The following is a 20,229-nucleotide window of genomic DNA, read 5'->3' as shown; positions in this document are numbered from 1 at the left end:
GATACGGTGCTGCCCGGTGCCGAACGGCCGGACGTGCCGCCCGCCGACCCGTCCGCGCCCGGCGTGTCCGCACCCGACCGGCGCGGCCCGCTGCGCCGGCTCCGGGGGAGCCGCACCCTGCCCGGCCTCGTCCTGGGTGCACTCTGCCTGGCCTACGCCCTGGGCGCATCCACCGGCTGGGGATCGCCACAACTCTCCATCTTCATGGGCGACTTCGGCTTGGCCGCGGCGGCCCTCGCGGCCGCGCTGTCCTGCCTGGTGTACGGCTGCACGGTCGGCGGGCACGCCCGAACGGCGTGGCTGCTGTTCGGCCTCTCCTCGCTCATGGTGGCCTTCGGCAACGGCACCTGGGGCTGGTACGAACTCGTCGCCCGCACCGCGTTGCCGCAGGACTCGCTCGCCGAGTACGCCTTCCTGCTGTTCTCCCCGCTCGCCATCACCGGCGTCCTGGTGCTCGCCCAGCGCCCGCGCTCCGCCGCCGGCTGGCTCTGCCTGCTGCTCGACGGCTGGCTGATCGCCGGCTCGCTGTTCACCCTCAGCTGGAGCCTGGCGCTCGGCCGGATCGCCGCCGGCGAGGACGGCTCGCCGCTGCGCCTGGCCCTCAACCTGGCCTACCCGGTGCTGGACATCCTGCTGGTCAGCCTGGTGGTCGGACTGCGCTTCGGCGGTCGGGACGGCAACCGGGCGGCCGTGCACACCGCGATGGTCGCGCTCGCCGTCACCGTCCTGTGCGACGCCCTGTTCACCTCCCCGGAGCTGCGCAGCGACTACCACTCGGGCGAACTGCTGGACGCCGGCTGGTTCTCCGGCAGCCTGCTGCTGGCCTGGGCGCCCTGGTCGCCGCGCTGGCGCCGCCCGCTGCGCGAGCACCCCTCGGCCGGCGGCCTGCCGCGCCGCCGGGTCGCCACCACCTTCAGTGCGCTCACCCCGTACGCGGCCGCCGCGGTGTGCACCGCCGGAATCCTCTACAACGCGCTGGGCGGGCGGGAGCTGGACCGGGTGGTGGCCGCGGCCGCCTGCACCGTCGGCCTGGCGCTCATCCTGCGCCAGGGCGTGATGCTGCTCGACAACCTGTCACTCGCCCAGGAACTCGCCCACAAGGAGGCGCACTTCCGCTCCCTGGTGCAGGGCTCCAGCGACGTCATCATGATCGCCGGCGCCAACGGCGTGCTCTCCTACGTCTCCCCGGCCGCGTTCGGCGTCTACGGGCGGGACCCGGAGGAACTGGTCGGCGGCAACCTGCTGGACCTGGTCCACCCCGAGGACGTGGACCGGGTGCTCGCCGAGGTCCGCCGCTACCTGGCGAGGGTCCGGCTCGCCGCCCACCGCTCCCCGGGCACCGCCGAACCGTCCGCCCGGGTGGAGTGCCGGATCAGCTCCGGCGGCGGCGAGTGGCTGCACGTCGAGTCGACGGTCAGCCGGCACCGCGACGGGCTGCTCCTCAACAGCCGGGACGTCACCGAACGGGTGATACTCCAGGCCCAGTTGCAGCACAACGCCTTCCACGACCCGCTCACCGACCTGCCCAACCGGGCGCTGTTCGCCCAGCGGCTGCGGGCCGCCCTCGGCGCCCGTGGCCAGCAGGGCGAGGCCGGCGCCGGGGTCGCGGTGCTCTTCCTCGACCTGGACGGCTTCAAGGCGGTCAACGACACCGCCGGCCACCAGGTCGGCGACGAACTGCTGGTGCAGGCCGCCCGTCGGCTCCAGGGCGCCGTCCGCTGTGGGGACACCGTCGCCCGGTTCGGCGGCGACGAGTTCGCCGCACTGGTCTGCGGCCCGCTCGGCCGGCTCCAGGTCCAGGAACTCGCCGAGCGGCTGCGGATCGCGCTCTCCGAGCCGTACTGGATCGGCGGCACCGAACTCGGCGTCGCCGCCAGCATCGGCATCGCCTTCGGCACCCCCGAACGCGGCCCGGCCGCCGACCCGCGGGCGGCCACCGACGCGCTGATGCGCAACGCCGATCTCGCGATGTACCGGGCCAAGTCCGAGGGCAAGGGCCGGGTGGTGCTCTACACCCCCGCGATGCGGGCCGACCTGGAGCGCCGCACCGAACTGGAGGAACGGCTGCGGATCGCCGTCCGGGAGGGCGGCTTCACCCTGCTCCACCAGCCCGTGGTGGACCTCGGCAGCGGCGCGGTGACCGGCGTCGAGGCGCAGGTCCGCTGGCGTTCGGCGGGCGGCCTGCTGCTCACCCCGGCCGAGTTCCTGCGCTCGGCCGAGCACGGCGACGCGGCCACCCGGTTCTCCCGCTGGCTGATCCAGGAGGCGGTGACGGCCGCCGCCGCCCGGCGCGGCCAGTCCGGCCGCAACCGCACGGGCCCCGCCCCCGTCCCGGTCTCGGTCCGGCTCTCCACCGAGCGGCTCTGCACGCCCGGCCTGTACGAGACGGTGGCCGCGGCGCTGCGCGACAGCCGGCTGCCGGCCGGCGAGCTGGTGATCGAGGTGGCCCGGATGGGCCCGGACTCGCTCGCCGACGAACTAGGCCGCCGGCTGGCCGCGTTGCGCCGACTCGGGGTCACCACCGTGCTGGCCGGCTACGGCGCCGGCAGCGGTTCGCTCGGCGAGCTGGCCCGGCTGCCCCTCGACGGGCTCAAGCTGGACCGCACGCTGGTGCAGGACCTCGGGGAGTCCGCCCTCAGTCGCACGCTCGCCGGGCACGCCCTGCGGCTCGGCCGCGACCTCGGACTGGTCACCGCCGCCGAGGGGGTGGACCTGCCCCGCCAGGTGGCCGCGCTCCAGGAGCTGGGCTGCCGGCAGGGCCAGGGTTCGGCCTTCGCGCCGCCGCTGGACGAGACCCGGCTGCGCCGGGCGCTGGTGCGCCGCGGCTACCCGCTGCCGAGGCCGCTCGGCTCGGTCTCGGCCCGGCGCGCGTACCTCGCCGCAGAGACCCGGACGGGTGGCCGTGGGGAGGGCGGCGGGGGGCGTGTCGTACATCACCACGGTGCCCCCGACCTGCCCGAACACCGCGCGGCGACCGGTCCAGGACCGGGTCCGCATGGCGAGACGGTCATCCCACCTGCTTGACACGTGCCCCCGGTCAGGAGGAGGGTCGTTGCCATGCGCACCCGAATTCTCGTACTTGGCGGGCGCGTCGGCTGAGCGGGCTCGCACGCCCCGCTTGTGACAGACCGACGCGCCACCCCTCGCATGCCCTTGGCACGAGGGGTTTTTTGTTGCACTGACGCTGTTCCACCACCGCAAGACCCCTGGCCTCAACCGCCCGATCCGCCCCGATTCGCGGGGAGGAAGCGGGACGATTGAGGCAGAGCCGGCGATCGGCCCGAAACCGGGACCCCCCTCGCACCACGGGGCCCGCAACCACCGGGCCGGCAAAATCCGAGAAGAGACAGGCAGATGACTGAGCACGCCGCATCCCCCCGCCGCGGGGACACCCCGGCCGCACACGCTCCCGCTCCCCAGCACGTCGTCGAAACCATGACCGGCGCCCAGTCGCTCATCCGCTCCCTGGAGGCCGTAGGCGCGGACACCGTCTTCGGCATCCCGGGCGGGGCCATCCTTCCCGCGTACGACCCACTGATGGACTCGTCCAAGGTGCGCCACATCCTGGTCCGGCACGAACAGGGCGCCGGCCACGCCGCCACCGGCTACGCCCAGGCCACCGGCCGGGTCGGGGTCTGCATGGCCACCTCCGGACCGGGCGCGACCAACCTGGTGACCCCGATCGCCGACGCCTACATGGACTCGGTGCCGATCGTCGCGATCACCGGTCAGGTCTCCTCCAAGGCGATCGGCACCGACGCCTTCCAGGAGGCGGACATCTGCGGCATCACGATGCCGATCACCAAGCACAACTACCTGGTCACCGACCCGGCCGAGATCCCCCGGGTGATCGCCGAGGCGTTCCACATCGCCGCCACCGGCCGCCCCGGCCCGGTCCTGGTCGACATCGCCAAGGACGCCCTGCAGGCCACCACCACCTTCCGCTGGCCGGTCGAGACCTCGCTGCCCGGCTACCGCCCGGTCACCAAGCCGCACGCCAAGCAGATCCGCGAGGCCGCGAAGCTACTGGTGGGCGCCAAGCGCCCGGTGCTGTACGTCGGCGGCGGCGTGATCAAGGCTCAGGCCACGGCCGAGCTGCGGATCCTCGCCGAGCTGACCGGCGCCCCCGTGGTCACCACCCTGATGGCGCTCGGCGCCTTCCCCGACAGCCACCCGCAGCACCTGGGCATGCCCGGCATGCACGGCACCGTCCCGGCGGTCACCGCGCTGCAGAAGGCCGACCTGCTGTTCACCCTCGGCGCCCGCTTCGACGACCGCGTCACCGGCAAGCTGGACAGCTTCGCCCCGTACGCCAAGGTCGTCCACGCGGACATCGACCCGGCCGAGATCGGCAAGAACCGCCCCGCCGACGTGCCGATCGTCGGTGACGCCCGCGAGGTGCTGGCCGACCTGATCGTGGCCGTCCAGGCCGAGTTCGACGCCGGCCACAAGGGCGACTACGCGGAGTGGTGGGAGAAGCTCGACGAGTGGAAGCGGACCTACCCGCTGGGCTACGAGCCGGCCCCCGGCGGCCAGCTGTCCCCGCAGCAGGTCATCGAGCGGATCGGCCGGCTGGTCGGCCCGGAGGCGGTCTACGCCGCGGGCGTCGGCCAGCACCAGATGTGGAGCTCGCAGTTCATCCAGTTCGAGAAGCCGGGCACCTGGCTCAACTCGGGCGGCGCGGGCACCATGGGCTACGCCGTCCCGGCCGCGATGGGCGCCAAGGCCGGCCGCCCGGACACCGTGGTGTGGGCGATCGACGGCGACGGCTGCTTCCAGATGACCAACCAGGAGCTGGTCACCTGCGCCCTGAACGACATCCCGATCAAGGTCGCGGTCATCAACAACGGCTCGCTCGGCATGGTCCGCCAGTGGCAGACGCTGTTCTACAACCAGCGCTACTCCAACACCGTGCTGCACGCCGGCCCCGACCACGACGGCATCGCGCCGCCGGCCCAGGGCACCCGGATCCCCGACTTCGTCCTGCTGTCCGAGGCGATGGGCTGCGTCGGCCTGCGCTGCGAGCGCCCCGAGGACCTCGACGCCGTCATCAAGCAGGCGATGGAGATCAACGACCGCCCGGTCGTCATCGACTTCATCGTCCACCAGGACGCCATGGTCTGGCCGATGGTCGCCGCCGGCACCAGCAACGACGAGATCCAGTTCGCCAAGGGCGTCCGCCCCGACTTCGGCGACGACCTCGACTGAGGCCCCCCGCCCACCGCCACCCTTCTTACGGCCGGCTACGCCGGGCCCCTCATGTGACTGAGGAACCCCATGTCCAAGCACACCCTCTCCGTCCTGGTCGAGAACAAGCCCGGCGTGCTCGCCCGCATCGCCGCGCTGTTCTCCCGTCGGGGCTTCAACATCGACTCCCTCGCCGTCGGCCCGACCGAGCATCCGGACGTGTCCCGGATGACCATCGTGGTCAACGTCGAGGACCTCCCGCTGGAACAGGTCACCAAGCAGCTCAACAAGCTCGTGAACGTGATAAAGATCGTCGAACTCGACCAGTCCGCTGCGATCCAGCGGGAACTGGTCCTGGTGAAGGTCCGCGCCGACAACGAGACCCGGTCGCAGATCGTCGAGATCGTCCAGCTGTTCCGTGCCAAGACCGTCGACGTGTCGCCCGACGCGGTGACCATCGAGGCCACCGGCAGCTCGGACAAGCTGGAGGCCATGCTCCGGATGCTGGAGCCTTACGGCATCAAGGAGTTGGTCCAGTCCGGCCTGGTCGCCATCGGGCGCGGCGCCCGTTCGATCACGGACCGCTCGCTGCGCGCCCTCGACCGCAGCGCCTGACAACCCCGAGACTCCGACCGTCTCACACCCTGAAGCACCGACCCACACCCCCGCCAGTACGCCTACGGTAGAGAGCGCGTACCCGGCAACCATCACGCAAGGAGATGTGCCCCCGTGGCCGAGCTGTTCTACGAAGACGACGCCGACCTGTCCATCATCCAGGGCCGCAAGGTCGCGGTCATCGGCTACGGCAGCCAGGGCCACGCCCACGCGCTGTCCCTGCGCGACTCGGGCGCCGACGTCCGGGTCGGCCTGAAGCCGGAGTCCACCTCCCGCGCCAAGGCGGAGGAGGCCGGCCTGCGCGTCGTCACCCCGGCCGAGGCCGCGGCCGAGGCCGACGTCATCATGATCCTGGTGCCGGACCCGATCCAGGCCGACGTCTACGAGGCCGACATCGCCCCGCACCTGAAGGCCGGCGACGCCCTGTTCTTCGGCCACGGCCTGAACATCCGCTTCGGCTTCATCAAGCCCCCGGCGGACGTCGACGTCTGCATGGTGGCCCCGAAGGGCCCGGGCCACCTGGTCCGCCGCCAGTACGAGGAGGGCCGCGGCGTCCCCGCGATCGTCGCCGTCGAGCAGGACGCCTCCGGCAAGGCCTTCGACCTGGCGCTGTCCTACGCCAAGGGCCTGGGCGCCACCAAGGCCGGCGTCATCAAGACCACCTTCACCGAGGAGACCGAGACCGACCTGTTCGGTGAGCAGGCCGTCCTCTGCGGTGGCACCGCCGCCCTGGTGAAGGCCGGGTTCGAGACCCTGGTCGAGGCCGGCTACCAGCCGGAGATCGCCTACTTCGAGTGCCTGCACGAGCTGAAGCTCATCGTCGACCTGATGTACGAGGGCGGCCTGGAGAAGATGCGCTGGTCGGTCTCCGAGACCGCCGAGTGGGGCGACTACGTCACCGGCCCGCGGATCATCACCGACGCCACCAAGGCCGAGATGAAGAAGGTCCTCGCCGAGATCCAGGACGGCACCTTCGCCAACACCTGGATCGCCGAGTACAAGGCCGGTCTGCCCAAGTACAACGAGTACAAGAAGGCCGACGAGGACCACCTGCTGGAGACCACCGGCAAGAAGCTGCGCTCGCTGATGAGCTGGGTCAACGAGAAGGCCTGAACCGGCCTCGGGCCCGGCCCGATTTTGTAACGCCCTTGTACAAGTAGGCTGCTCCCGTCCGGGTGATTTCGCCGGACGGGAGCAGCCTGGCACCTAGCCCGTCGATACACTTCCGAGTGCGCGTCAGGCCCACAGCGTCGTGCGTCTACCTACGCGGCATGCCACCTTCCCCCGCCCTTCCACGCCACCTACGTGCCGGGGGAACCGGACAGTTAAGGACACACTGTCGTGAGCAAATCCGTCGTTCTGATCGCCGAAGAGCTGTCGCCCGCCACCGTCGACGCCCTCGGTCCCGACTTCGAGATCCGCCACTGCAACGGTGCCGACCGCACCGAGCTGCTCACCGCGATCGCCGACGTCGACGCGATCCTGATCCGCTCCGCCACCAAGGTCGACGCGGAGGCGCTGGCCGCCGCCCGCAAGCTCAAGGTGGTCGCCCGGGCCGGCGTCGGCCTGGACAACGTGGACGTCGCCGCCGCCACCAAGGCCGGCGTGATGGTCGTCAACGCGCCGACGTCCAACATCGTCACCGCCGCCGAACTCGCCTGCGGCCTGCTGATCTCCGTCGCCCGCAACATCGCGCCGGCCAACGCCGCGCTCAAGCAGGGCGAGTGGAAGCGCAACAAGTACACCGGCGTCGAGCTGAGCGAGAAGGTCCTCGGCGTCGTCGGCCTCGGCCGGATCGGTGTCCTGGTCGCCCAGCGGATGTCCGCGTTCGGCATGAAGATCGTCGCGTACGACCCCTACATCCAGGCCGCCCGCGCCGCCCAGATGGGCGTCAAGCTGGTCACCCTGGAGGAGCTGCTGGAGGTCTCGGACTTCATCACCGTCCACCTCCCCAAGACCCCCGAGACCATCGGCCTGATCGGCGACGAGGCGCTGCACAAGGTCAAGCCGAGCGTGCGCATCGTCAACGCCGCCCGCGGCGGGATCGTGGACGAGGAGGCGCTCGCCGGCGCCCTGCGCGACGGCCGGGTGGCCGGCGCCGGCCTGGACGTGTACGCCAAGGAGCCGTGCACCGACTCCCCGCTGTTCGCCTTCGACAACGTGGTCGCCACCCCGCACCTGGGCGCCTCCACCGACGAGGCGCAGGAGAAGGCCGGCATCGCGGTCGCCCGCTCGGTGCGCCTCGCGCTGGCCGGCGAGCTGGTACCGGACGCCGTCAACGTCCAGGGCGGCGTGATCGCCGAGGACGTCCGTCCGGGTCTGCCGCTGGCCGAGAAGCTCGGCCGGATCTTCACCGCGCTGGCCGGCGAGGTGGCCGTCCGGCTCGACGTCGAGGTCCGCGGCGAGATCACCCAGCACGACGTGAAGGTGCTCGAACTGTCCGCGCTGAAGGGCGTGTTCGAGGACGTGGTGGCGGAGACGGTGTCCTACGTCAACGCCCCGCTGTTCGCCCAGGAGCGCGGCGTCGAGGTGCGCCTGACCACCTCCAGCGAGAGCGCCGAGCACCGTAACGTGATCACCGTCCGCGGCACGCTCGCGGACGGCGAGGAGATCGCCATCTCCGGCACCCTGGCCGGCCCGAAGCAGACCCAGAAGATCGTCGGCGTGGACGCCTTCGACGTGGACGTGGCGCTCACCGACCACATGGCCTTCTTCAAGTACGAGGACCGCCCCGGCGTGGTCGGCGTGCTCGGCCGCCACCTCGGCGACGCCGGCATCAACATCGCCGGCATGCAGGTCGCCCGGGACGGCAGCGGCGCGCTCGCCTCCATCACCGTGGACAGTCAGATCCCGCAGGACGTGCTGTCGGCGATCGCCGCCGAGATCGGCGCCCGCTTCGCCCGCTCGGTCGACCTGGGCGCCTGAGCCCGGACGCCCCCCGGGGCCCGGACCGCCGTTCGCCGGCGGTCCGGGCCCCGTTGCGTTCCTCCGGGTGGTGACCGTCTCAGATACTAGGAAATCCAAGTATTCGTGCAGACACGGCCCGGGCCCGGCCGTACCGTGGAAGGGCCATACGGTGTGCCGCCCCTGCAGCCAGGGCGTGCGGCCCGTGTGCGCGTGCGCCCTCATCGGCAGGTGACCCCTGCCCCGGGCCCTCTCCCGTCGCCCCGCCGTGTGCGACGCCCTGCGCGCGACACCCCTTGACCTCCCCACCCTCCGCGTGCCCGGTGCACGTGTCGCCCCCAAGGAGCCCGGTATGCCCGCCATCGCAGACCGCCACGTCACCCCCGCCCCCGCCACCACTCCCGTCCGTGCCCCGCGCCGCCGCCGGGCCGCCGAGCGCAACCCCTTCGCGGCCGCCGCCCTGCAGCGCTCGCTGGACCGCCGTGACAACGGCGGTGCGACCGGGCACCGCTGAGGGGGCCGCAGCCGGGGCCGGGTGCGCTCCGGCATTCGGCCGCCCGGTGGCCCTCGGCGCCCGGCCGCCGCCGTTCATCCGTCGAATAGGCCACTCGGCCTGACGCCGGGTCACTCCGTCGAGTGCAACCGGCGGGCGTCCGAGGGAAGTTGCTCGCGCTCGTCAGCGCGATCATCCTAATTTGGGGCCCCCGGAAGGGTGATCGACGTTCGCGCGGGCGGGCGTCAGCGACACGGTGTGCGGATCAAGCCCCCCTGCCGGGGGAGAGGGCCCAGTGCGCCTGCCACCCGTCCGTCGACCCGTCACCCGGATCGGCCTCACCCTCGCCCTGCTGGCCGGGACCGCGGTGCTCGCCGCCACCCCGGCCTCCGGCGGCCCCCCGAGGGAGCCGGCGAGGGCCGACCGAACGGCCTCCGTCCTGCTCGAACTCACCACCGAGCCGGCCGGCCCCGCCTGGCGGCGCGCCGCCGACGGGGCCCGGCGGGCCCGGCGCTCCCCGGAGGCCGTCCGCCGGGAGGCCGCCGACGCCGGCGCCGCCCAGCGGACCAAGGCCGACGAAGCCCTCGACCGGCTCGCCGAGGCCGTCCACCGGGTGGTCCCGGGCGCCGGTGAGATCTACCGCACCCGCACCCTGCTCACCGGCCTCGCGGTCACCGTGCCCGCCGACCGGCTGCCCGCCCTGCGCGCGCTGCCCGGCGTCCGGTCCGTCCACCCGATCGTCCGCAAGCAGCGGGACAACGCCTACTCCGTCCCGCTGACCGGTGCCCCGCAGGTCTGGGCCGGTGCCACCGGCGACGGCAACACCGGCCAGGGGGTGCGGATCGGGATCATCGACAGCGGCATCGACTACACCCACGCCGACTTCGGCGGCCCCGGCACCGAGGCCGCCTTCCGTTCCGTCGAACGCGGCAAGCCCGCCCCGCCCGCCCTGTTCCCCAACGCCAAGGTGGTCGGCGGCAAGGACCTGGTCGGCGACGACTACAACCCCGACCCGTCCTCCCCGCACCACCAGCCCGTCCCGCACCCCAGCGACAACCCGCTCGACTGCGACCGCAACGGGCACGGCACCCATGTCGCCGGCACCGCCGCCGGCTACGGCGTCACCGCGGACGGCCACCCGTACACGGGTCCCTACCGGCCCGGGCTCGACCCCGCCTCGTTCAAGGTCGGCCCCGGCGCCGCCCCCGGCGCCCAGCTGTACGCGATCCGGGTCTTCGGCTGCGACGGCTCCACCGACCGGCTCGCCCAGGCCCTCGACGTCTCCGCCGACCCCAACGGCGACGGCGACCTCGGCGACCGCCTCGACGTCGTCAACCTCTCGCTCGGCAGCCGCTTCGGCAGCCCCGACGACACCGACGCCCTCGCCGTCGACCGGCTGGCCGCCCTCGGTACCGTCGTGGTCGCCGCCGCCGGCAACGACGGCGACGTCTACGGCATCGGCGGCAGCCCCGGCACCGCCGCCCGGGCCATCGCCGTCGCCGCCTCCGTCGATCAGCACAGCGACGCCGACGGCCTCACCGTGCTCGCCCCCGCCGACCTGGCCGGGGTCGTCCCGGCGCACTGGAGCGAGCGCTACCAGGGCTGGTCCACCGCCGACGTCAGCGGCCAACTCGCCCTGCCCGCCGACCAGTCGGACGGCTGCGCCGCCTTCAGCGAAGCCGACCGGCAGCGGCTCGCCGGAAAGATCGCCGTCCTCGCCTGGCGCACCCGCGACACCGAGCGGCCCTGCAACTCCGGCCCCCGCGCCGACCACGCCGCCGACGCCGGCGCGATCGGCGCGCTGTACGCCGCGGACACCGACCACCTCGCCGAGATCTCCGGCAACGACCGGATCCCGGCCGCCCTGCTCGCCCACGCCGACGGCGAACGGCTCCGGCAGGCCGCCGCGGCCGGGCCCGTGCAGATCCGGCTCGCCGCCCCCGGCAACCCGCTGCACGGCTCGGTCTCCCAGAACCAGCCCGCCCGCACCGACACCCTCACCGACTTCACCTCCCGCGGCATCGGCGTCCCCGGCGTCGTCAAGCCCGACCTGGCCGCCCCCGGCGAGACCATCTGGTCCGCCCTGGTCGCCAGCGGCAGCGGTGGGCAGCGCGAGGACGGCACCTCGATGGCCACCCCGCACGTCACCGGCCTCGCCGCCCTCGTCCGTGCCGCCCACCCGGACTGGCCGGTCGAGCAGCTCAAGGCCGCGCTGATGAACACCGCCGGCGACACCTGGCTCGGCGACGACCACGGCGGACCGGTCTACGGCCCCGAACGCACCGGCGCCGGGCGCGCCCAGGTCGACCGGGCCGTCCACACCCCCGTCGTCGCCTACGCGGCCGGCGAGGGCGCGCCCGAGGGCAGCGTCGGCGTCTCCTTCGGGCCGGTCGAGATCGCCGGGCCGACCACTCTCGGCCGCGACATCGAGGTGCGCAACCACGCGGACCGGCCGCTGAGTTACCGCACCGGCTACGCGGCCGCCACCGAACAGCCCGGCGCCGGCTTCGAGGTGACGCCCGCGCAGGTCGACGTCCCGGCCGGCGGCACCGCGCGGGTGCACGTCACCCTCGCCGTCCCCGGGGAGCTGGGCCGCGCCCCCGACCCCACCATCGACACCCTGCAGGGCGGCAAGGCCCGCAGCTACCGCGGCGAACTCTCCGGCCGCGTCCTGCTCACCCCCGTCACCGACCCGGCCCTGCCCCAGCTGCGCGTCCCCGTCCTCGCGGCCCCGCGCCCGGCCAGCGACCTCGCCGCCACCGCCGCCGCCCGCACCACCCGGGACGGCACCCTCCTCATGCTCGGCGGCAGCGCCGTCCCCGGGAACCGGCCCGGACTCGTCACCGCCCTCACCCTCGGGGGTGAGGGCACCCGCTGGGCCGACTGCCCGCCGGACGGCGGCGCCGCCGTCGGACCCGGCGCCGGCGTCCGGCCCGAGGACGCCGCGGACCCGGCCGGTCCCCCGCAGGACGTCTGCGTCGAACACCCCGGTGATCGGGCCGCCGACCTGCGGGCCGCCGGCGCCGCCGCCTCCGCCGACCTGCTCTACGTGGGCGCCCAACTCTGGGCCCCGGCCGCCACCCCGGTCGGGCTCTACGGCGTACGGGTCTCCCTGGACACCGACGGCGACGGCACCACCGACGTCATCCTCGAAGCCGACCGGCTGCGCGGCAGCGACGTCCTGGTCTCCCGCGCCCTCGACGCCCGCACCGGCGCCGAACTCGACGTCCAGCCGCTCAACGGCCGCTGGGGCGACACCGACACCGGCCTGCTGGACAGCGACGTCCTCGTCCTCCCGGTCCGGCTGAGCGCCCTCCCCGGCATCCGGGAAGGCCACAGCACCATCCAGTACGGCGTCTGGACCAGTACCGTCTCCCCGGGCAAGCCGGACCCGGCCGAGGCCTACTCCACCATCGGCCTGCGCGGCACCCGCCCCGGCCTCCCGCTCGACGTCCTCCACCCGGCCGTCGACATCCGGGCCGGCCTCGGCGGCCCCGCCGCCCTCGCCACCGCGATCCGGCCCGGCACCGTCCTCGACGTCCACCGCTCCACTGGCGACACCTCCCGCCTCCTGCTGCTCCACCACCTCAACACCGCCGCCCACCGGGGCCAGGTGATCGCCCTGCCCTGACCGCCCGTGCACCGGGGGCGGCCGCCGATTCCGGTGGGCCGCCCCTTCGTCGTTCCTCCACCGGGCGCGGCGGTGAGACCCGAGCCGGGCGCTGCGCTCAGGCGCGGCCGGCGGCCCGGGCGGCGAGTCGGCGGGTGCGGCGCGGGGTGCGGGTGGGGCGTCGGGAGAGCCGGGTGAAGGCGGTGACCAGGGCGAGGGCGGCGGCGGTGGCGGAGGTGACGGTGAGGCCCTCGGTGAGGCCGGGCGGGCGAAACGCGCAGGCGATGCGGTCGGCTCCGCCGCCGAGCGGCACCCCGATCATGCCCAGGACCGGCGTCGGCACGGCGTACCGGCCGCCGCCTACCGCGCAGGTCCAGCCCTCGGTGGCCGGGACGGACAGCAGCGCGGTGCCGGTGGAGCCGGCCGGGAGGGTCGCGGAGAGGGAGTGCCCGTCGGCCGTCACCTGCGTCGCGCCGGTGGCGGTGAGGCGGGCGACCGCGGCGTCCAGGGCGCCGGGCCGCAGGCAGCCGATCGGGCGGGCGGGGATCTGGCCGACGGTGTCGGACCGCAGCGTCACCCGGACCGTCCCGTCGGCGGGGACGGGCCCGAGCCGGTGGATCGCGACGGCGGTGGTGGGCTGCTCGCCGTCGCTGCGGTAGGTGGTGCCGAGGCCGCTGACCGTGCCCCGGTACCAGACGCCGTGGAAGTAGGCCGTCCCGCCGGGGGTGCAGGTCGCGGTGAGGACGGTGCCTTCGGCGCCGCCGGGCAGCGACCAACCGCTGGTGCCGTGCAGGGTGGGTGCCGGGCCGCCCGCCGGGGTGGGCAGCGGGGCGTCGTACACCTGACTGCCGAGCAGCGACTCCTGCCGGGACCAGACCGAGGAGGTGTCCGGCCGGGCGCCCGGCGGCAGCACGGTGACCAGCGGTGGCGCGGCGGCCCGGCCGGGGGTGAAGCCGTCCGGGGGCGGCCCGTCGTCGAGGTGGGCGCGGACGGCGAACAGGGCCTGCCCGACCGGGTCGGTGACGCTGGTGGTCTGTCGCCCGCCGGCCGTCCAGCCCGCGCCGAGGTCGTGCGGCAGCAGGGCGGCGACGGTGGGCAGGTAGCCGCTGAAGTAGCCGCCGCCCTGGCCGTCCAGCAGCAGCGGGTCGTTGGTGGTGAAGGCGTGCGGGCCGGGGTCGCTGCGGCCCCGGGGCCAGTCGGCGGCGCTGCGGACCGCCGTGTACCCGGCCCGGACGGCGGCGGCCGAGGGGCCGCCGGCCGGGGCGGCGGAGAGCGCCGCGTAGCCGGACCAGACGGCGTTGCCGAGCACCGCGCCGCCCACCACCCAGGTGGCGACGGCGACGGCCCGGCGGTCGGTGTGCCGGTGGTCCAGGGTCCGGAGCGCGGCGAGCAGGACGGCGCCGCCGACGGCCAGCAGCACCCAGGTGGAGGTGCGGACCGAGTGCCGCCCCGCCGCCAGCACGGCGATCACCGCGACCACGGCGGCGCCGCCCAGCAGGGTGAGCAGGTCCGGCCGGTGTGCCAGCGACACCCAGCCGGCCAGCACCAGCAGGCCGCTGAGCGCGAACGCGACCCGGTACGGCCCGCCGGCCGGGATCGCCAGGCCGTGCCAGACCAGCACGGTCGGGGTCCAGACGAAGCTGAGCACCACCAGCGCCAGCACCCCGCACCACACCGCCCGCTCCCGTGCCCGCACCCGCCGGTTGAACGGCAGCCCGCACACCAGCAGCAGCCCCAGCAGGCCGATCGCGACGTCCGGCAGCGGCCGCCCGCCGTGGGTGGCGGGCAGCAGCTGCGCGAGGTGCCCGCCGAGACCGGACGGGCCGAGCGGCTGCACCGGGGACTCCGGCTGGGCGCCGCGCGCGGCCCGGACGGCGACGAACAGCACGGGGGCGGCGAGCAGGACGCCGGCGGTGGCCATGGTGACGGCCCGCCCGGTGACCCGCACCCGGTGCCGGAACAGCCGCGGGGTGGCGAACAGCCGGACGGCCAGCAGCAGTCCGGCCATCAGGGAGGCCAGCGCGGCGGTGTACAGGTTGCCCGCCCAGGCGAGGGTGACGCACAGCGAGCCGGCCACCCAGCGGCGCTCGTGCAGGCACCAGTCGGTGGCCAGGCCGAGCAGCGGCAGCGAGACCAGGCCCCAGAGCCACATCGGCGCCGCCCCGCCGACGTCCAGCACCCAGGCGCAGAGCCCGTACCCGACGGCGGCGAGCGCCCGCAGCCAGTGCGGGCCGGTGTGCAGCCGTCCGAGCAGGTGGGCCATCAGGGCGGTGCCGAGGCCGATGGTGGCCAGGGTGACCAGGAGGACCGCGAGCCGGCCCTGGTCGCGGGGGAGGAGCGCGGTCGGCCAGGAGAACGGGTTCATCAGGTAGGCGAAGAAGTCGGCCAGGAACGGGACGCCGTACCCGCTGTTCCAGTTGAACAGGAGGTCCCCGGCGGCCCGCCCGTGCAGCAGGTCCCACAGGTGGGCGTGGTACGGCACGGCGACCTCGCCCACCCCGGCCGGCCACGCCCCGTGCAGCCCCACCGCGAGCGTGTACCCGCCCACCGCCAGCCCGGCCGCACTCCCGCAGACCAGCACCTCCCGCCGCCGCTTGCCCATCTGCTGCTCGACCCCGTCCCACGAGGGAATCCCGGACCCCGCCACCCTAAGACCGACCCCCGCGCAGCACCGTCCGCACGCGCTCCCTCGAAGGGGTGACGAGTCGCCGGCCCCGCGCCCGGGCCGGCTGACGGACCACCTGACGCGTCCGAATAGTGGACATGGGGTGTCATTCTCTGGGACGCCGGAGTAGGGTCCGAGCATGTCTCGCACGATTCGTCTCGCAGTTGTCCCCGGTGACGGCATCGGCCAGGAAGTGGTGGCCGAAGGTCTCAAGGTCCTGGGAGCCGTGCTTCCCGCCGAGGTGAAGCTGGAGACCACCGAGTACGACCTCGGCGCCCGGCGCTACCACCGGACCGGGGAGACGCTGCCGGACAGCGTGCTGGCGGAGCTGAAGTCGCACGACGCGATCCTGCTGGGCGCCATCGGCGACCCGAGCGTGCCGTCGGGCGTGCTGGAGCGGGGGCTGCTGCTGAAGCTGCGGTTCGCCTTCGACCACCACATCAACCTCCGCCCGGGCCGCCTGTTCCCCGGGGTGAAGTCCCCGCTGGCCGGTGAGCCGGACATCGACTTCGTGGTCGTCCGCGAGGGCACCGAGGGCCCGTACGTCGGCAACGGCGGCTCGCTGCGCACCGGTACCCCGCAGGAGGTGGCCACCGAGGTCAGCCTGAACACCGCGTTCGGCATCGAGCGCGTGGTGCGCGACGCCTACCGCCGGGCCCAGGCGCGGCCGCGCAAGAAGCTGACGCTGGTGCACAAGAACAACGTGCTGGTGCACGCCGGGCACCTGTGGTCGCGGATCTTCGCGGAGGTCGGCCGGGAGTTCCCCGAGGTCACCACCGACTACCTGCACGTCGACGCGGCGACCATCTTCTTCGTCACCCAGCCGGAGCGCTTCGACGTCATCGTCACCGACAACCTGTTCGGCGACATCCTGACCGACCTGGCCGCCGCCGTCACCGGCGGGATCGGCCTGGCCGCGAGCGGCAACATCAACCCGGGCGGCGAGTTCCCGTCGATGTTCGAGCCCGTGCACGGTTCGGCGCCGGACATCGCGGGCCAGGGCAAGGCCGACCCGACGGCCACCGTGCTGTCGGTCGCCATGCTGCTGGAGCACCTCGGCTTCGCCGCCGAGGCCGCCAAGGTCGAGGCCGCCGTCGCGGCGGACCTGACCGAGCGCACCGGCACCCGCAGCACCTCCGAGGTCGGCGACGCGCTCGCCACCCGAGTAGCCGGCTGACGGGCCGGATCCGAGCGACGGACCCCGGCCTGCGGGCCGGATCCGACCAACGGTGCGGCCCGGGCGGGCCGCACCGCATAACCGCAGCTTGCAGCTCCCCAAGGAGCAGGCAACTGTTCGGCACGGCCCTCTGGATGCGAGTATCGACAGTGGGTCGTGCCGCTGTGCGTTCGTTCCGGTGTTCGTGTGCCGTGACGCGCAGCCGGCGGTGGCGACCCGGACCTACCCCACGGTGAAGGAAACAGCCATGAGCACGCCCACCCAGGCGCCCATCACGTTCGACCTCAAGCCTTCCGCCCACCCGCTGCCCACCGCGGAGCGCGAGGCCCGGCTGACGAACCCCGGCTTCGGCCGGGTCTTCACCGATCACATGGTCACCATCCGCTGGACCGAGGGCGTGGGCTGGCACGACGCCCAGCTGGCGCCGTACGCGCCGCTGGAGATCGACCCGGCGAACATGACCCTGCACTACGGCCAGGCGATCTTCGAGGGCCTCAAGGCCTACCGCCAGGCCGACGGCTCCATCGCGACCTTCCGCCCGGAGGCGAACGCCGCCCGTTTCCAGGCCTCGGCCCGCCGACTGGCGATGCCGGAGCTGCCGGTGGAGGCCTTCGTCGAGGCCGTCGAGCTGCTGGTCCAGCAGGACCAGGCCTGGGTGCCGAACGAGCCCGAGCAGAGCCTCTACCTGCGTCCGTTCATGTTCGCCACCGAGGTCGGCCTGGGCGTCCGACCGGCCAACTCCTACCTGTTCATGATCATCGCCTCGCCGGCCGGCGCCTACTTCGCGGGCGGCGTCAAGCCGGTCTCGGTCTGGCTGTCCAAGGAGTACGTCCGGGCCGCGCCCGGCGGCACCGGCGCCGCCAAGTGCGCCGGCAACTACGCCGCCTCGCTGATCGCCCAGGCCGAGGCCGCCGAGAAGGGTTGCGACCAGGTGGTCTGGCTCGACGCCGCCGAGCACCGGTGGGTCGAGGAGATGGGCGGTATGAACCTGTACTTCGTCTTCGGCGAGGGCAAGGACGCGAAGATCGTCACCCCGGAGCTGTCCGGCGCCCTGCTGCCCGGCATCACCCGCGACTCGCTGCTCCGGCTCGCCGCCGACCTCGGCTACGCCGTGGAGGAGCGGAAGATCTCCACCGACGAGTGGCAGCAGGCCAACGCCGACGGCACCCTCACCGAGGTGTTCGCCTGCGGCACCGCCGCCGTCATCACCCCGGTCGGCTCGGTCAAGTCCGCCGCCGCCGACTGGACGGTCGGCACCGGCGAGCCCGGCCCGACCACCATGGAGCTGCGCCGGGCCCTGCTGGCCATCCAGGGCGGCCAGGCCCCCGACACCCACGGCTGGCTGCACAAGATCGTCTGAGCCCGCATCCGTCCCGGCCTGCCCGTTCCGCATCGCGAGACGGGCGGGCCGGATCCCGGAGCCTGTGCCAGACTGCGAGGGTGTCCTCGCTGTCGCTGATCATTAGCAGCAGGCGCGCCGGTCCGCAGTGACCGCTCCCGCAGGACCCGATGCGGAGCGACCACCAGCGTCCAGACCCGCGCGCAGACCTCTCGCACCCGCGAGGGGTCTTTTTGTTTCCTCGGACCGGCCGGAGCCCCCACAAGGGGCCCAGGGACACCGGGGCCACGCGCGGGATGCTGGACAGTGGAGCCGGGACTCGAAATCCGGCAGAGCAGTACAAGCCTCCCCGAACGGAGAACCAGGGGTCATGACCGAGGTCAGCCGTACCGACGACAGTTTCCACGTGTTCGACACCACCCTGCGCGACGGCGCGCAGCGGGAGGGCATCAACCTGACGGTGGCGGACAAGCTGGCCATCGCCCGGCACCTGGACGAGTTCGGGGTGGGCTTCATCGAGGGCGGCTGGCCCGGGGCGAACCCGCGCGACACCGAGTTCTTCGCCCGGGCCGCCGCCGAACTGGACCTCCGGCACGCCCGGCTGGTCGCCTTCGGCGCCACCCGCCGGGCCGGCGGGAAGGCCGCGGAGGACCCGCAGCTGGCCGCGCTGGTCGCCTCGGGCGCCCCGGTCGTCACCCTCGTCGCCAAGGCGCACGACCGTCACGTCGAGCTGGCGCTGCGCACCACCCTGGACGAGAACCTGGAGATGGTCCGGGACAGCGTCGAGTTCCTGCGCGCGCAGGGGCGGCGGGTGTTCATCGACTGCGAGCACTTCTTCGACGGCTACCGGGCGAACCGGGAGTACGCACTGGCCGTGGTCCGCACCGCGCACCGGGCCGGGGCCGACGTGGTGGTGCTCTGCGACACCAACGGCGGAATGCTGCCGGCCGGCGTCCGCGAGATCGTCGCCGACGTGCTCGCCCACTGCGAGGGCTACCAGCCCGGTGCCCGGCTGGGCATCCACGCGCAGGACGACACCGGCTGCGCGGTGGCCAACACGCTGGCCGCGGTGGACGCCGGCGCCACCCACGTCCAGTGCACCGCCAACGGCTACGGCGAGCGGGTCGGCAACGCCAACCTGTTCCCGGTGGTCGGCGCGCTGGAGATCAAGTACGACCGGCGGGTGCTCCCCGAGGGCCGGCTCGCCGAGATGACCCGGATCTCGCACGCGATCGCCGAGATCGTCAACCTGGCCCCCTCCACCCACCAGCCGTACGTCGGCTACTCGGCCTTCGCGCACAAGGCTGGCCTGCACGCCTCCGCGATCAAGGTCGACCCGGACCTGTACCAGCACATCGACCCGGAGCGGGTCGGCAACACCATGCGGATGCTGGTCTCCGACATGGCCGGCCGCGCCTCGATCGAGCTCAAGGGCAAGGAGCTCGGCTACGACCTGTCCACCGACCGGGACCTGGCGGGCCGGGTGGTGGCCAAGGTGAAGGAGCAGGAGAACCTCGGCTACACCTACGAGTCCGCCGACGCCTCCTTCGAGCTGCTGCTGCGCGACGAGGTGCGCGGCAGCCGGGACCGCTTCTACACCCTGGAGTCCTGGCGGACCATCAGCGAGCAGGGCCCGAACGGTTTCACCGGCAACGAGGCGACGGTGAAGCTCTGGGCGAAGGGGGAGCGCCGGATCGCCACCGGCGAGGGCAACGGCCCGGTGAACGCGCTGGACCAGGCGCTGCGTACCGCGCTGGAGGGGATCTACCCGCCGCTGGCCCGGTTCGAGCTGGTGGACTACAAGGTCCGCATCCTGGAGGGCCAGCACGGCACCGGCTCCAAGACCCGGGTGCTGATCGAGTCCACCGACGGCACGTCCACCTGGTCCACCGTCGGGGTGGCCGACAACGTGGTGGCCGCCTCCTGGCTGGCGCTGGAGGACGCCTACACCTACGGGCTGATCCGGGCCGGGCTGGAGCCCACCGCGTAGCGGGCGCCCGGTACGGCCGCGGCCCACGGACCTTCGCGCGAAGGTCCGTGGGCCACGGCCGTGTCCGTCATCGCAGTCGGGCGAGGAGGGCGTGTTCGACGAGGGTGATGAGGGCGCTCTTGGCGCTGTCGCGGCGGCGGGCGTCGAGGGTGATGACGGGGGTTTCGGCGCTGAGTTGGAGTGCTTCGCGGACTTCGTCGGCGGTGTGGGGCTGGTGTCCGTCGAAGCCGTTGAGGGCGACGACGAAGG

The 20,229-nt window shown here is 73.7% G+C and carries 11 protein-coding genes and 1 pseudogene; 10 read left to right on the top strand and 2 right to left on the bottom strand.

Annotated elements, in window-relative coordinates; genetic code table 11:
• Positions 1-90 precede the first annotated feature (90 nt).
• From ACIO5E_RS16625 to ACIO5E_RS16595, 7 genes are all read left to right on the top strand, one after another.
• Positions 91-3,024, top strand: a complete 2,934-nt coding sequence (locus ACIO5E_RS16625; RefSeq protein ID WP_400668725.1) for a putative bifunctional diguanylate cyclase/phosphodiesterase — start codon at positions 91-93, stop codon at positions 3,022-3,024.
• A 330-nt stretch (positions 3,025-3,354) separates the two neighbouring features.
• Positions 3,355-5,208: an acetolactate synthase large subunit gene (locus ACIO5E_RS16620; protein WP_400667973.1), complete on the top strand. Its 1,854-nt coding sequence runs from the start codon at positions 3,355-3,357 to the stop codon at positions 5,206-5,208.
• A gap of 69 nt (positions 5,209-5,277) precedes the next feature.
• Positions 5,278-5,802 carry an acetolactate synthase small subunit gene (gene ilvN / locus ACIO5E_RS16615; protein WP_030302941.1) on the top strand — a complete coding sequence of 175 codons (525 nt, stop codon included), beginning with the start codon at positions 5,278-5,280 and terminating at the stop codon, positions 5,800-5,802.
• 114 nt (positions 5,803-5,916) lie between these two features.
• Entirely contained in the window at positions 5,917-6,915 is a 999-nt protein-coding gene (gene ilvC / locus ACIO5E_RS16610) for a ketol-acid reductoisomerase (protein ID WP_280675837.1), read from the top strand.
• Between the two features lie 228 nt (positions 6,916-7,143).
• Positions 7,144-8,727 carry a phosphoglycerate dehydrogenase gene (gene serA / locus ACIO5E_RS16605; RefSeq protein ID WP_400667971.1) on the top strand — a complete coding sequence of 528 codons (1,584 nt, stop codon included), beginning with the start codon at positions 7,144-7,146 and terminating at the stop codon, positions 8,725-8,727.
• 331 nt (positions 8,728-9,058) lie between these two features.
• The gene (locus ACIO5E_RS16600; RefSeq protein ID WP_400667969.1) at positions 9,059-9,220 is read left to right on the top strand and encodes a hypothetical protein; all 162 of its coding nucleotides are present in this window, start codon (positions 9,059-9,061) and stop codon (positions 9,218-9,220) included.
• A 274-nt stretch (positions 9,221-9,494) separates the two neighbouring features.
• Positions 9,495-12,830 carry a S8 family serine peptidase gene (locus ACIO5E_RS16595; protein ID WP_400667967.1) on the top strand — a complete coding sequence of 1,112 codons (3,336 nt, stop codon included), beginning with the start codon at positions 9,495-9,497 and terminating at the stop codon, positions 12,828-12,830.
• A 97-nt stretch (positions 12,831-12,927) separates the two neighbouring features.
• On the opposite strand, the gene ACIO5E_RS16590 is transcribed toward ACIO5E_RS16595, so the two are convergent.
• Complete coding sequence (locus tag ACIO5E_RS16590; protein ID WP_400667965.1) at positions 12,928-15,411, bottom strand: YfhO family protein; 2,484 nt, start codon at positions 15,409-15,411, stop codon at positions 12,928-12,930.
• 202 nt (positions 15,412-15,613) lie between these two features.
• Here ACIO5E_RS16590 and ACIO5E_RS16585 point away from each other — a divergent pair, with 202 nt between their 5' ends.
• From ACIO5E_RS16585 to cimA, 3 genes are all read left to right on the top strand, one after another.
• Positions 15,614-16,651 carry a 3-isopropylmalate dehydrogenase gene (locus ACIO5E_RS16585; RefSeq protein WP_280675827.1) on the top strand — a complete coding sequence of 346 codons (1,038 nt, stop codon included), beginning with the start codon at positions 15,614-15,616 and terminating at the stop codon, positions 16,649-16,651.
• Between the two features lie 247 nt (positions 16,652-16,898).
• Entirely contained in the window at positions 16,899-18,011 is a 1,113-nt protein-coding gene (locus ACIO5E_RS16580; protein ID WP_280675825.1) for a branched-chain amino acid aminotransferase, read from the top strand.
• A gap of 349 nt (positions 18,012-18,360) precedes the next feature.
• On the top strand, positions 18,361-19,980 hold the full coding sequence (gene cimA / locus ACIO5E_RS16575; protein ID WP_400667962.1) for a citramalate synthase: 1,620 nt from the start codon (positions 18,361-18,363) through the stop codon (positions 19,978-19,980).
• A 67-nt stretch (positions 19,981-20,047) separates the two neighbouring features.
• On the opposite strand, the pseudogene ACIO5E_RS16570 reads toward cimA, so the two are convergent.
• A pseudogene (locus tag ACIO5E_RS16570) lies at positions 20,048-20,229 on the bottom strand (ATP-binding protein); the annotation flags it as partial.

Source organism: Kitasatospora sp. NPDC087314, from assembly GCF_044744365.1.
Taxonomy (GTDB): Bacteria; Actinomycetota; Actinomycetes; order Streptomycetales; family Streptomycetaceae; genus Kitasatospora.
This window is presented reverse-complemented; position numbering and strand designations above follow the sequence as displayed.